We start from the raw sequence: 13,409 nt of genomic DNA, 5'->3' as shown, positions 1-13,409 counted from the left end.
CTTCGACTGCGCTCAGATTGACATCCGATATATTATCAATTTTTGTCATGTATTCAGATAAAATAGTTAAATTTAGTTTTAAATTTTTAAGCCATTTTCTTACTATCGGTACAATTATTGATTAATATTGCTTTAAACTTTTCAAACTAAAATTTATGAAAAAATCTTATTTAGTAGTACTTGTATCTATTTTATTTTCTATGTCTATGTTTTCTCAAGAAAATGCAGAGAACCAAAGCACTTCAGAAAATTTTAATGAAATAAAAATAAACGGATTATATCTTGTTCTTGGAGCCTTTGATGTGACTTACGAGCGCACTATAAATGAAGAATCGGCGTTTGGATTAAACGTAGTCATACCATTTGACGACGACATAAATGATGGCTTAAATTATTATATTTCTCCTTATTATCGTTTTTATTTTGGTAATAAATATGCTGCAGGATTTTTTGTAGAAGGATTTGGAATGCTAAATTCTACAAATGACAACACTTACTTCTATAATAACGGATTTGACACTACAGTAAAAGAAGATAACATTACCGATTTTGCTTTGGGTATTGGTTTAGGAGGAAAATGGATTACCAAAAGCGGATTTATTGGTGAATTAAATTTAGGTTTTGGAAGAAACCTTTTTAATAGTGACAGATATGATTACGAGATTATTGGAAAAGTAGGTATTACTTTGGGCTATAGATTCTAAATATGCATACCATATAACACAAAAACCCAAGCATAGCTTGGGTTTTTTTATTTATAGATACTGAAACAAGTTCAGCATGACAAACTACGTTTGTCACATTTTCATTAACCAAGAACGCACATCTACTTCTTGCTTAATAATAGCTCTTAAATCTTCAATTTTAACACGTTCCTGTTCCATAGAATCTCTATGGCGAATGGTAACGGTGTTATCTTCTTTAGTATCATGATCTACAGTGATACAAAATGGTGTTCCGTTAGCATCTTGCCTTCTGTAACGTCTTCCAACAGCATCCTTTTCATCATAAATGACATTAAAATCCCATTTTAAATCTTCAACAATTTGTTTGGCGATTTCAGGTAAACCATCTTTTTTAACTAATGGTAAAATAGCTGCTTTTACAGGTGCTAAAACACTTGGTAGTTTTAATACCGTTCTAGTGGTACCATTTTCAAGTTCCTCCTCAACTAAAGAATTTGAGAATACAGCCAAAAACATCCGATCTAAACCAATTGATGTTTCTAAAACATAAGGCGTATAACTCGCATTGGCTTCATGGTCAAAATATTGTAATTTCTTCCCTGAATGTGCTTCGTGTGCCTTTAAATCAAAATCGGTTCTAGAGTGAATCCCTTCTAATTCTTTAAACCCGAATGGAAATTTAAATTCAATATCGGTAGCAGCATCAGCATAATGAGCTAACTTTTCATGATCATGAAAACGGTAATTATCAGCTCCCAATCCTAAAGATAAGTGCCATTTCATTCTGTGTTCCTTCCAATACTCATACCATTCCTTTTGAGAACCAGGCTTTATGAAAAACTGCATTTCCATTTGCTCAAACTCACGCATTCTGAAAATAAATTGTCTTGCTACAATTTCATTTCTAAATGCTTTACCAGTTTGCGCAATTCCAAAAGGAATTTTCATGCGACCTGTTTTTTGAACATTCAAAAAGTTTACAAAAATACCTTGAGCCGTTTCAGGTCTTAAATATAAATCCATCGCAGATTCAGCAGAAGCACCAAGTTTCGTCCCAAACATGAGGTTAAATTGCTTAACATCTGTCCAATTTCTGCTTCCCGTTAACGGATCAGCAATTTCTAACTCTTCAATTAGTGCTTTAACATCAGCTAAATCTTCACTTTCTAAAGATTTTGCCATCCGCGAAAGCGTCGAATTTATTTTTTCTTGATAGCCAACTACACGTCCGTTTGTAGATAAAAATTCTTCTTTATTAAACGTATCACCAAAACGTTTTGCTGCCTTGCCAACTTCTTTATCAATTTTCGCTTCAATTTTAGCGCAATAGTCTTCAATTAAAACATCAGCTCTGTAACGCTTTTTAGAATCTTTGTTATCAATTAGAGGATCATTAAAGGCATCAACGTGCCCTGAAGCCTTCCAAGTTGTAGGGTGCATAAAAATAGCTGCATCAATACCTACTATATTTTCATTCATTTGCACCATGGCTTTCCACCAATAGTCGCGTATATTTTTCTTTAACTCTGCGCCGTTTTGTGCGTAATCATACACTGCACTTAAACCGTCATATATTTCACTACTTTGAAACACATATCCGTATTCCTTTGCGTGCGAAATTACCTTCTTAAATTGATCATCTTGATTTGCCATGGTGCAAAAATAAAAAACCGCTTTAAACTAGCATCTTGTTTGTTGAAAAATAATTAAGTTTACAAGACTATATTTTTATATAATGCTTAAATCTATCGTTAACTTATTCTTCCCAAAAGTTTGTTATGCCTGCCATAACCTATTAAATGACAACGCCGATACTATTTGTTTAGACTGCAGACATGATTTACCTATTACAAACTTTCCAAGCTAGCGCTCGTTTGAAACGAGTGCCGTTAAAGTTAATCAAAAAAAACATCTGCAAAACCTTTCAAGCAAATCAGATTAACTTTTTGTATTTTTAAAACATGAGCAGAAAGTACAAGTTTCATAATAAATCTGGTTTATACTTTGTGTCATTTGCAACGGTAAATTGGATAGACGTTTTTGTAAGACAAGTTTATTTTAATGTCTTAATAGAAAGCATAAATTATTGTAGAGCAGAAAAAGGTATGGAACTTTATGCGTATTGTTTTATGCCAAGTCATGTTCATCTGATATTCAGGTCAAGTAAAGAACAACCCATGGAATTGTTGAGAGATTTTAAAAAACATACAGCAAAAAAATTACTGGAAGCCATAGAAAACAATCCACAAGAAAGTAGAAAAGAATGGTTATTATGGATGTTTGAACGTGCGGGAGAGAAACATGGCAATATAAGTAAGTATCAGTTTTGGCAACACCATAACCAACCTATCGAATTGTGGAGTGAAAAGGTCATAAAGCAAAAGATAGATTATATCCACAACAATCCTTTGGAAAGCGGCTTTGTAACCAATTCCATAGATTGGAAATACTCAAGCGCAAGAAACTTTCAAGACGACCAAACTGTTTTAGAAATTGATTATGTAGGGTTTTTTCGCTAGTATTCAATTTTAATGGATTATTGAATAAATTGTTACGGCACTCGTTACAAACGAGCGCTAGCTAAAAGCGATTCAAACAAACATCATGTTTACTAAAAAATTAGTGCGAGATTCATAATTTTTTATTTAAGTTTACAAGACTACATTTTCATTTTAAATGCTTAAACCCTTATTAAATTTATTCTTCCCAAAAGTTTGTTATGCCTGCCATAACCTATTAAATGACAACGCCGATAGGATTTGTTTGGATTGCCGACATGATTTGCCAATTACAAATTTTCATTTTGATAATAATGATAGTATTGCAAAAGTACTTTACGGGCGAGCTAAAATTGAAAACGGAACAGCACTTTTTAGATTTGAAAAAAAAGGGAATGTGCAACGGCTTATTCACAATCTTAAATATAAAGATCATGAGCATATTGGTTTTGTTTTAGGAAATTGGCTAGGTGGTGAATTGAAAACGCTTGAAACTTATAAAAATATTGATGCCGTTATTCCTGTGCCGCTTCATAAAAATAAACTTAAAAAAAGAGGCTACAACCAAGTGGCTCTATTTGGACAACAAATTGCCGCAGCTTTAAATACAGATTATTTAGATGATGTACTTGTTAAGATTACAAATACAAAATCGCAAACCACCAAAGGGCGTTTTACGCGTTGGAATAACACTGATGAACTTTTTGCACTTAAAAATATGGAAGCTATAGACAATAAACACATTTTAATTGTTGATGATATTATAACTACTGGCGCAACAATTGAAGCTTGTATTGGTGTTTTAAATCAGGTTAAAAACATAAAAATAAGTGTTGCTACTATAGCAATAGCTTAAGTCTAATAAGCGTTATATTTTTTAGCCGAATTTATGTAGGTTTCTTCTGTGAAGAACCAAATTTTGTTCTAAAAAAATACAAAATTTTGTTTCACTTCAGTAACCGCTTCACTAGTATGAATTTTTTCATTCTGTTTTTAAGAATTTCAGAATAAAAAAATTCATGTACTTTTGCTAAAAATTTAAAATTGGTAATGAACAAGACCCTTTCAAATTTTATTTTTGCCTTTATTATTGGTTTAGTTTTTATAAACTGTGCTAATCGCGGAACGCCTGATGGAGGCCCAAAGGATGAAACTCCACCTAGTATTGTAAAGTCTGATCCCGAGAATTATTCGACTAATTTTAAGGGTAATGAGATTAAAGTCTATTTTGATGAATATATTAAAATAAAGGACTTACAAAAGCAGCTTATTATTTCGCCACCTATGAAAACGCAACCAGACGTTATGCCTCTTGGTGGAGCAAGCAAATACATTACCATTAAAATTTACGACACGCTTCAACCTAATACCACTTACGCCTTTAATTTTGGAAATAGTATCACCGACAATAATGAAGGTAACCCTTATCCTTACTATCGTTATGTGCTCTCAACTGGAGATTATATTGATTCCCTTTCAGTTAACGGAAACATTGTTGATGCCTTAAAAAGAGAGCCTGAAACGTTTGTTAATGTAGCACTATATGAAGTGGATTCTACATTTACAGATTCTATCATTTATAAAGAAACACCAAAATACATTACTAATACTTTAGATAGCTTAACAACTTTCTCCATTGAAAATCTTAGACCAGGAAAGTACATGTTGATGGCTTTAAAAGATGGTAATGGCGATAATAAATTTCAACAAAAAACAGATCAAATTGGATATTATAAAAGACATATTGAAGTACCAACCGATTCATCATATACTTTAAGGCTTTTTAAAGAAGATGCTGTTTTTAAAGCGACACGCCCCCGATTAATTTCCGGTGAAAAAATTGCATTTGGGTATGAAGGTGATTATGAAGGTATGAATATTGAAGTTCTATCTGAAACACCACCAGAATTTCAATATCGCATTACAAAAGACCCAAAAACAGATACTTTAAATTACTGGTATAAACCAAGACTGAAAGAAGTAGATTCTTTAATTTTTAAAGTGTCTAAAAATGATTTTGAAAAAGAATTCACCGCTAGAATTAGTGAACAAAAAAGAGACTCCTTGTTAATTGAAGTCTCCCCGTCAGGCATTATAGGTTACAATCAGGATTTTAAAGTTTCAGGAAATACACCTTTATCAAATTTTGATGCTTCTAAAATAACTTTAATGGATAAAGATTCTACAGCCGTAACATTCACTACAGATTTTGACACAATAGGGAATGTTTATTCACTTCAATTTGATAAAATTGAGGACAACAACTACAGAATAGAAGTGCTTCCTGAAGCTTTTGAAGATTTTTTTGGAGATAAGAATAAAGATACTTTAAACTACAGATTAAAAACGAAAAAAACATCAGATTTTGGTTATGCAAGATTCACTTTAGTAAATGCAACCTATCCATTAATTATACAATTAACAGACAAAAAAGGAGAAGTTAAAGTAGAACAGCATGTTGAAAAAGCTGGCGCCATTGACTTCCTGAATTTAGCACCTGCTATGTATTCCATACGAATTATACACGATGCAAACGGCAACAAAAAATTTGATACTGGGAATTATTTAAAAATGATTCAACCAGAAAAAGTGAGTCATTTTGATGAGTTTGAAATTCGAGCAGATTGGGGTGAAGCCCTAACACTTACATTTAAGTAATACTAAACGTATCTCTATCGTCTAAAAATTTAAGCTTGTTTCTGTATGCTTGGATGTGTCTTTTTTCTAGAGTTACAATTTGTGTGTCTTCTTCATTTGGTTTGAACGATGTTATTACTTCTCCAAGCACATCATAAACTGCTGAGTGTCCAGAATACAAACTATTTACACCATCAACACCTACTCTGTTAACACCAATACAATAACACATATTTTCTATAGCTCGCGCTTTTAATAAAGCATCCCAAGCAGAAACCCTAGGCTTGGGCCAATTTGCTACATAGAGTAAAACATCATAATCTTCAAAATTTCTTGACCACACAGGAAAGCGTAAATCATAACAAATTAAAGGGCGAATTTTCCAGCCTTTATAATGCAAAATTACTTTTTCTTTTCCTGCGGTATATGTTTTATCCTCGCCAACTAAAGTGAATGTGTGTCGCTTATCATAATAAGATATAAATCCTGAAGGCTCAACAAAAAGTAATCGATTATAAAATTTATTGTTTTCTGAAATAACAATGCTACCAACTATAGCTGCATCTGTCTTTGAAGCCAATTCCTTCATCCATGAAACCGTTTCTCCATCCATAGTTTCAGCAACTGTTTCTGCATTCATGGTAAAACCGGTGGTGAACATTTCTGGAAGAATAACAACATCTACTTCTTCTTTAATGTTGTCAATTTTTTTTGTGAAATTATCACGATTTTGTTCTGGGTTTTCCCAAACTAAATCTGATTGAATCAATGCTATGTTTAGCTTATTATCCATAATTAAATTCGGTTTAAAATATCTGCTGCTTTCTTTAATGTATCCTCGGTTTTGGCAAAACAAAAACGCAAAACGTTGTTATCTAAATTATTTTCATTGAAAATGGATAATGGGATGGATGCTAATCCAGATTCAATCGTCAACCTTTTAGCAAAATCAACATCGTATTCACTCGTAATTTTAGAATAGTCTAAAACCTGAAAATAAGTGCCTTCTGAAGGTGTAAAAGTAAACCTAGAACCCTTTATGAGACTTAAAAACAAATCGCGTTTCTTTTGATAAAATGCTGACAACTCTAAATAATGCTTAGGCTCTCGCATATAATCTGCAATCCCTTTTTGAGTTGGATGATGCACACAAAACACACTAAACTGATGCACTTGCCTAAATAGCTCCATTAACACTTTGGAGGCGCAACAATAGCCAATGCGCCATCCGGTATTATGAAAGGTTTTACAAAATGATGCCACAACAAAACTTCTGGATTTTAAATCTGGAAATAAGCAAGCGCTTTGGTGTTTTTTGTCATCATAAATCATATGTTCATAAACCTCATCGCTTAAAACAATAATGTTTGTGTTTTTAGTAAGCCTTTCTAACTCCAACATATCTGCTTTGGAAAAAATTGTCCCCGAAGGATTATGAGGCGTATTGATAATAATCATTTTGGTTTGATTATTAATCTTTAGGCTTACCGCATTCCAATCCACACTAAAATTTGGAGCTTGAAGTTGAATGGGAATCACTTTGCCGCCATTCAGTTTTATTCCTGGCTCATAACTATCATAAGCGGGTTTGAAGATGATAACTTCATCATTTGGTTTTACAAAAGTTGAAATTATTGTTGAAATGGCTTGAGTTGCTCCTGACGTAATAGTAATTTCATTTTCAGGATGATAGGTAGAACTATATAATGCATCCATTTTTTCAGCAATGGTTTCTCGTAATTCTAAATTACCAGCCATGGGTGCATATTGATTGTAGCCCGAATTCATGGCTTTACTAACTAAATCAATCAACTTTTGGTCGCTTCCAAAATCTAGAAACCCTTGAGACAAATTTATGGCGTTGTGCTTATTTGCCAATCCACTCATTATTGAAAAAATGGTGATTCCTACATCAGGAAGTTTAGAGGTGTGCTGCATAAATGTAAAGATAATGACTTCTGTAAACTTTTGTGTTAGATTGTGGCTGGCTCTTGTTACAGATAGTTATATTTCCTCACCTCTTATAATAACCTATAAATTTAGATCTATAGATTACTTAGCAAGTCTTGTTTATTAAACTTAAACTATCTCCATCTTCTTCAATAAAAACGACGCATTCATATTTTGACAAACGCCTTCTTTTAAAGTATAATCAAAGTATAATTCGTCATTAATAATTTCAGCATCAAAATAATAGTTTTTTACGTCGTCTAGCGCTTTTGAGATTTCGCATAAACTTAAATCGTGTGTCGCTATAATCCCGGTAGCATTTGACGCAACTAATTTTTCCACAAACTTTCTGGAGCCAATAGCCTTATCTGTGCTGTTGGTTCCTTTTAATATTTCATCTAAAACAATAAAATAAGGCTCTTTTTGAATGGCATCGACAATGAATTTAAGTCGTGTTAACTCTGAAAAGAAATACGAACTATCATCAGTTAAAGAATCTGAGGTTCGCATACTCGTTATTAATTTTACAGGCGAATATTTGCTAGACTTAGCACAAATTGGTAGCCCAACATTTGCCATCACAATATGTAAAGACACCGTTCTTAAAAAGGTGCTTTTACCAGCCATATTGGCTCCTGTAACAATAAAAAACTGTTCGTTTTCAATAGTTAAATTACTATCAACTCGTTTTTCTATATTTAACAATGGATGTCCTAAATGTTCAGCTTTTATAACCGAACCATTTTTAATTATTTCTGGAAAAGTAAACTCTGGATGATTATACGCATAGTTCCCCAACGAATTATAAGCATCAAAAAAGGATACCACTTCAAACCAATCAGACACCTTGTTATTATATTGGGCAATCCATAGTTCAATTTGATAGCTATGCTTTATATCTGTTAAAAAATAACCGTTACCAAAAATAGCTCCAATGAGGTTATTTCGATTATCTAAAGCATCTAACGATTTAGAAAATGATTTAAAAATGTCAGAAGCTTTTTTATCGCCTGATTGAATTTGTTTCTGCTTTTGTTGTAATAATTCCGAAGAAAATGACTCGTTTTCTATTAAATCTAGTAATGACCCATATTGACGAAAAGTGTCTCTAACTTTATCTGTATTTGAAGCTAATACATTTATTTTTTTTAGATAAATAGCCGTAATACCTAACCCTAATAACAACCAATAGCCAATCATAGCTTTATTAGTTATAACATCCAAAACTGTAAGAACAAATAGAACAATAGATGCTAAACTATATGCCATAGGTAACCACGACATGACTTTTGGTAAAAACGTTTTATGATTTTGCAACCATGTTATTATGTGTTTTGCAGGAGTTTCAACATCAACCAAATTGGAAGTAGCAGAATAATATTGACGCCATTGCGGTTTAGAACTCAGTTCTTTAATGGCTTCTTGTCTAGATTCAATACCATCTATGTTATTTGCTTTTAAAGCATTTGCTAATTGGTGTGTACCTTCATTTATTGTAGTTCTATTCATAAATTGAAAAAACGAACCACGCCCAAACAAATCAATATCTAAGCTGTAGAAATGACTTGAGTCTTGAAACTGAAGACCTTCATCTCTATTATAAAAATCGCCTGATGCTATTTTAATCTCATCATTATTAATGGCAACAAGTGCTTTATTAAACTCGCGTTGCCTTTTAATATCAGTATATTTTGAAAGCAAATAAATGAATACAACTACACCAAAAACTCCAATCGGAACAGCGATTTGCCATTTACTAAAAAAGAAATAAATCCCAAAACCTGTAACCAAAAAAACTAAAAGACGTAAGGTGCTAAGTCCTGTCATTTGCTTAAACAAGTTTTTAGCTTCAGTTTGATAGGTTTCCAAATGAACCTTATAATAGTCTAATGGGTTTTTCATTCTAAGTTTTAAATTAGGTTTCCGCTTTCGCGGAAAAGAAAATTTCAACTGAAACCTTGAATTATAAATTCAAGGAATTATTTTTCGTGATAAAGAAACAAAAAGCTCTGAAAATTTCAGAGCTTTTAACTTGTATTTATCTAAATGATTTTTAATCTCTACCTCCAAATACTTGGAGTCCCCAATATACCAAAGATGCTAATGCACCTATGGCTGCAACTAAATACGTTCTAGCAGCCCATTTAAGAGCATCTTCAGAACCTGCATATTCTTCTTGAGAAACCATATTTTTATTTTTCAACCATGCCAATGCACGATTACTAGCGTCATATTCTACTGGTAAAGTTATAAAACTGAATAATGTTGCAAACCCCATCATAGCTAAACCAGCAACAGCAATCCAGTATCCAAATCCTAGACCAGCAGCAGCACCTAACACCAATCCACCAATAACAACCCATTGAGACATTCCTGAAGTTACACTAACCACAGGCACTAAAGTTGAACGCATTTGCAACCAACTATAAGCTTGCGCATGTTGTACGGCATGGCCACATTCATGTGCCGCAACCGCAGCCGCAGCAGCATTACGTTGATTATAAACGGATTCACTTAAATTAACTGTTTTGTTTTTTGGATTATAATGGTCTGTTAATTGTCCTTTAGTAGAAATAACCTCAACATTACTAATACCATGATCTGCCAACATTTTTTCAGCAATTTCAGCACCACTCATCCCGTTGTGTAATTGTACTTTAGAGTATTTAGCAAACTTCTTTTTCAAGGTGCTACTCACTAACCAACTTACCAGTGCTATGGCTCCTAATAATATATAATATTGTATTAACATTTTTGTTTCATTTTTAAATTCTAACTAAATATAGCAAAAATAACGCCAATATTTTGATATGAAATAATGTCAGTATTTTAAAAATAGTAGTGTCCGATTAAAGAATCAAGACCGCTTCGCTGTTAGAACCAAGAACAAAGACTTGATTGTAACTAATTGATAAACAGTAATTTTTAAATTCATAACTTTCTAAAAAATAAAATTTTTCAGTAATCGCAAAAAGCAAGCCCCTCTTTTTTATAAGCCCTGAAAACTTAGGGTTCGCAAAGGTTTTCTTTAAGCGAAATATTTTTAGTCGGACAACAATGTTTTAAAAATTACAAATCAAAAGTCTCAGCAATTTCTTTGTAAACAATCTTACCTTTAATAATATTCAGTCCTTTAGATAATGAAACGCTTTTTTCACAAGCAGCTTCCCAACCTTCATTGGCTAATTTAATCACATAAGGCAATGTTACATTGGTTAATGCCATAGTTGATGTGTAAGGCACTGCCCCAGGCATATTTGCCACACAATAATGCACCACATCATCAATAATATACGTTGGGTTCTCGTGCGTGGTGGGTTTTGTGGTTTCAAAACATCCGCCTTGGTCTACTGCCACATCAACAACTACTGTCCCCGGGCGCATATCTTTAAGCATATCTTTAGTAATAAGTTTTGGTGCTTTTGCGCCTTTTATTAAAACGCCGCCAATAATTAAATCGGATTCTTTAATGCGTCTTCTAATATTATATTCACTCGAAAATTCAGTTACCACATGGTTTGGCATGACATCATTTACATAACGTAATTGCTTCATATTTATATCCATAATGGTTACATGTGCGCCCAATCCTGCAGCCATTTTAGCTGCTTGAACACCAACAATACCTGCACCCAAAACTAATACTTTACCTGGTGGCACTCCAGGTACGCCTCCTAATAAAACACCTCGACCTTTAATTGGTTTTTCTAAATATTTTGCACCTTGTTGAATAGACATCCTACCTGCAACTTCAGACATCGGGATTAATAATGGCAGAGACCCATCTGCATCTTCAACCGTTTCATAAGCAATACAAACGGATTTACTTTTTATCATCGCTTTGGTCAAAGTTTCACTTGAAGCAAAATGAAAATAAGTAAAAACCACCTGATCTGGTTTAATTAACCCATATTCTTCTTGTATAGGTTCTTTAACTTTTACAATCATATCGCTAGAAGCATAAACTTCTTTAATAGAATTTAAAATAGTAGCTCCTGCTTCTTTATAGTCTTCGTCAAAAAAACCGCTTCCAAAACCTGCATCGGTTTGTAAGTACACGGTATGATTCCTTTTAACAAGCTCATAAACTCCAGCAGGCGTCATACCTACTCTATTTTCGTTGTTTTTAATTTCTTTAGGGACACCAATTTTCATGACTATTATTTTAGGTTAATTTCTAGGTGCAAATTACAATGAAAATCACAAAATTTTAGCCTAAATTGTCGGACGGACAAATTTTTATCGATTTCTAGAAAATGGAAATGCAATTTTATGAATTAGGGAATTTGGGCTTACTTTGACACTGTAAAATTATCAAGTTAATTATTTTTTACTGTATTTTATTTTAAAATAAATTAGTAAAATCGAAGACCCAACAGTAATAATATTGGCGACAATCATAGATGGACTGTGAATATACAACGCATAAACTAGCCATAGTGCTATGCCAATAATAAACATGATTAACATAGGTAACGACAATGCAGAAACATCCTTTGTTTTCCAAGTTTTATATACTTGAGGTAAAAATGCCGCTGTGGTTAAAAACGCTGCAGCAAAACCGATGATTTCTATGTAATTCATGCGCTAATTCTTGAATGAAGATTATTATTTGGGCGTTACCACAAAGGTTGGACCATTCGTTGCAAGTCCTCGCTTATCCGATAACTATCGGAACTCGCTGTGGGCTTTTCACTACTATCCCCAACCAATGCAGAGGTTAATTAAAAATGCAGATAATCAACAATAAAATTTTTACCTAAAAGTGACGTCATAACTTCAAGATTTCCATTAGTAAAAAATTGAGATTTGGTTTTTGTAATTTGGGTATTGAGCAAACCATGTTGCTCTAAAACAACTTTAGTTTGTCGCGCTACGGCTTCACCAGAATCAATAATTTTCACATGCTTAGGAAGCAACTCTAAAAGGGTAGGAATCAAATACGGGTAATGTGTACAACCTAAAACCAAATAATCAATATCAGCTTTAATCATCGGTTCTAAGTAAATTTTTAAAAGCGATTTCATTTCGTCAGAATATAAATTACCACTTTCTATTAGCTCTACAATACCATCAGCAATTTGTTCAATAACTTTAATATGGCTAGCAAATAGGTTGGTGGTTTTAGAAAATAATTCGCTACTCAATGTGCCTTTGGTAGCTAAAATGCCAACGGCATTTGTTTTTGTTTGTAAAGCGGCTGGTTTAATAGCGGGTTCAATACCAATAAACGAAACATTGTAATTTGCTCTTAAGTAGTCAATAGCATTGGTTGTAGCAGTATTACATGCCACAACAATAAGTTTGCAGTTTTTATTGAGTAAATATTCTGTGTTTTTTATGCTTAAATCAATAATGGCATCTTTACCCTTTGGGCCATAAGGCGCATTGGCACTATCAGCTAAATAAATAGTATTTTCATTGGGCATTAAGGCATGGATTTCTTTCCAAATAGAAGTACCGCCAACACCAGAATCAAAAATACCAATAGATTGTTTACTCATTGAAATACCATTTATTGTTTAAATTGATTTAATAAAAACGTCCTTTTTTTAATTCTGTAATAAAATCACCATTTTTTGTATAATTAGGGCTTGCTGATTTTCATAGTACTTTTAATTTATGATTTTGATACTTA

13 protein-coding genes are annotated in these 13,409 nt (G+C 32.9%); 5 read left to right on the top strand and 8 right to left on the bottom strand.

The window, feature by feature from the left end:
• Positions 1-155 precede the first annotated feature (155 nt).
• On the top strand, positions 156-704 hold the full coding sequence (locus AAC024_RS08875; protein ID WP_339894943.1) for a DUF3575 domain-containing protein: 549 nt from the start codon (positions 156-158) through the stop codon (positions 702-704).
• Positions 705-797: 93 nt separating this feature from the next.
• Here AAC024_RS08875 and AAC024_RS08870 read toward each other — a convergent pair whose 3' ends face one another.
• A complete protein-coding gene (locus AAC024_RS08870) occupies positions 798-2,339 on the bottom strand; it encodes a glycine--tRNA ligase (protein ID WP_339894942.1) in 1,542 nt (513 codons plus the stop codon).
• Between the two features lie 82 nt (positions 2,340-2,421).
• Between AAC024_RS08870 and AAC024_RS08865 the strand changes: the two genes are divergently transcribed.
• The 4 genes from AAC024_RS08865 (at position 2,422) to AAC024_RS08850 (ending at position 5,842) form a co-directional block, all read left to right on the top strand.
• Positions 2,422-2,553 (top strand): double zinc ribbon domain-containing protein, encoded by a 132-nt coding sequence (locus tag AAC024_RS08865; RefSeq protein ID WP_339894941.1) that lies wholly within the window; start codon positions 2,422-2,424, stop codon positions 2,551-2,553.
• A gap of 94 nt (positions 2,554-2,647) precedes the next feature.
• The gene (locus tag AAC024_RS08860) at positions 2,648-3,205 is read left to right on the top strand and encodes a transposase (RefSeq protein ID WP_339894939.1); all 558 of its coding nucleotides are present in this window, start codon (positions 2,648-2,650) and stop codon (positions 3,203-3,205) included.
• Positions 3,206-3,362: 157 nt separating this feature from the next.
• Positions 3,363-4,040, top strand: coding sequence for a phosphoribosyltransferase family protein (locus tag AAC024_RS08855; RefSeq protein ID WP_339894937.1), 678 nt, complete (start codon positions 3,363-3,365; stop codon positions 4,038-4,040).
• A gap of 194 nt (positions 4,041-4,234) precedes the next feature.
• Positions 4,235-5,842 (top strand): Ig-like domain-containing protein, encoded by a 1,608-nt coding sequence (locus AAC024_RS08850; protein ID WP_339894936.1) that lies wholly within the window; start codon positions 4,235-4,237, stop codon positions 5,840-5,842.
• On the opposite strand, the gene AAC024_RS08845 is transcribed toward AAC024_RS08850, so the two are convergent.
• The 7 genes from AAC024_RS08845 to murI form a co-directional block, all read right to left on the bottom strand.
• A complete protein-coding gene (locus AAC024_RS08845; RefSeq protein ID WP_339894934.1) occupies positions 5,835-6,614 on the bottom strand; it encodes an amidohydrolase in 780 nt (259 codons plus the stop codon). The genes AAC024_RS08850 and AAC024_RS08845 overlap by 8 nt on opposite strands.
• Positions 6,615-6,616: 2 nt before the next feature.
• Positions 6,617-7,759: a methionine aminotransferase gene (locus AAC024_RS08840; RefSeq protein ID WP_339894932.1), complete on the bottom strand. Its 1,143-nt coding sequence runs from the start codon at positions 7,757-7,759 to the stop codon at positions 6,617-6,619.
• Between the two features lie 141 nt (positions 7,760-7,900).
• A complete protein-coding gene (locus AAC024_RS08835; protein WP_339894930.1) occupies positions 7,901-9,673 on the bottom strand; it encodes a DNA mismatch repair protein MutS in 1,773 nt (590 codons plus the stop codon).
• Between the two features lie 151 nt (positions 9,674-9,824).
• Positions 9,825-10,523 (bottom strand): zinc metallopeptidase, encoded by a 699-nt coding sequence (locus AAC024_RS08830; protein ID WP_339894929.1) that lies wholly within the window; start codon positions 10,521-10,523, stop codon positions 9,825-9,827.
• A gap of 317 nt (positions 10,524-10,840) precedes the next feature.
• Positions 10,841-11,926 (bottom strand): alanine dehydrogenase, encoded by a 1,086-nt coding sequence (gene ald / locus AAC024_RS08825; protein WP_339894928.1) that lies wholly within the window; start codon positions 11,924-11,926, stop codon positions 10,841-10,843.
• 168 nt (positions 11,927-12,094) lie between these two features.
• Positions 12,095-12,355, bottom strand: a complete 261-nt coding sequence (locus AAC024_RS08820; RefSeq protein WP_339894926.1) for a SemiSWEET transporter — start codon at positions 12,353-12,355, stop codon at positions 12,095-12,097.
• A gap of 140 nt (positions 12,356-12,495) precedes the next feature.
• On the bottom strand, positions 12,496-13,275 hold the full coding sequence (gene murI / locus AAC024_RS08815; RefSeq protein WP_339894925.1) for a glutamate racemase: 780 nt from the start codon (positions 13,273-13,275) through the stop codon (positions 12,496-12,498).
• Between the last annotated feature and the right edge of the window lie 134 nt (positions 13,276-13,409).

The sequence above is a fragment of the uncultured Algibacter sp. genome (genome assembly GCF_963976535.1).
Lineage (GTDB): Bacteria > Bacteroidota > Bacteroidia > Flavobacteriales > Flavobacteriaceae > Algibacter_B.
This window is presented reverse-complemented; position numbering and strand designations above follow the sequence as displayed.

Bases quoted from the DNA above. Each gene is read 5' to 3' on its own strand.
- AAC024_RS08875 (WP_339894943.1), top strand. From the start codon at position 156: ATGAAAAAATCTTATTTAGTAGTACTTGTATCTATTTTATTTTCTATG.
- AAC024_RS08870 (WP_339894942.1), bottom strand. From the start codon at position 2,339: ATGGCAAATCAAGATGATCAATTTAAGAAGGTAATTTCGCACGCAAAG.
- AAC024_RS08865 (WP_339894941.1), top strand. From the start codon at position 2,422: ATGCTTAAATCTATCGTTAACTTATTCTTCCCAAAAGTTTGTTATGCC.
- AAC024_RS08860 (WP_339894939.1), top strand. From the start codon at position 2,648: ATGAGCAGAAAGTACAAGTTTCATAATAAATCTGGTTTATACTTTGTG.
- AAC024_RS08855 (WP_339894937.1), top strand. From the start codon at position 3,363: ATGCTTAAACCCTTATTAAATTTATTCTTCCCAAAAGTTTGTTATGCC.
- AAC024_RS08850 (WP_339894936.1), top strand. From the start codon at position 4,235: ATGAACAAGACCCTTTCAAATTTTATTTTTGCCTTTATTATTGGTTTA.
- AAC024_RS08845 (WP_339894934.1), bottom strand. From the start codon at position 6,614: ATGGATAATAAGCTAAACATAGCATTGATTCAATCAGATTTAGTTTGG.
- AAC024_RS08840 (WP_339894932.1), bottom strand. From the start codon at position 7,759: ATGCAGCACACCTCTAAACTTCCTGATGTAGGAATCACCATTTTTTCA.
- AAC024_RS08835 (WP_339894930.1), bottom strand. From the start codon at position 9,673: ATGAAAAACCCATTAGACTATTATAAGGTTCATTTGGAAACCTATCAA.
- AAC024_RS08830 (WP_339894929.1), bottom strand. From the start codon at position 10,523: ATGTTAATACAATATTATATATTATTAGGAGCCATAGCACTGGTAAGT.
- ald (WP_339894928.1), bottom strand. From the start codon at position 11,926: ATGAAAATTGGTGTCCCTAAAGAAATTAAAAACAACGAAAATAGAGTA.
- AAC024_RS08820 (WP_339894926.1), bottom strand. From the start codon at position 12,355: ATGAATTACATAGAAATCATCGGTTTTGCTGCAGCGTTTTTAACCACA.
- murI (WP_339894925.1), bottom strand. From the start codon at position 13,275: ATGAGTAAACAATCTATTGGTATTTTTGATTCTGGTGTTGGCGGTACT.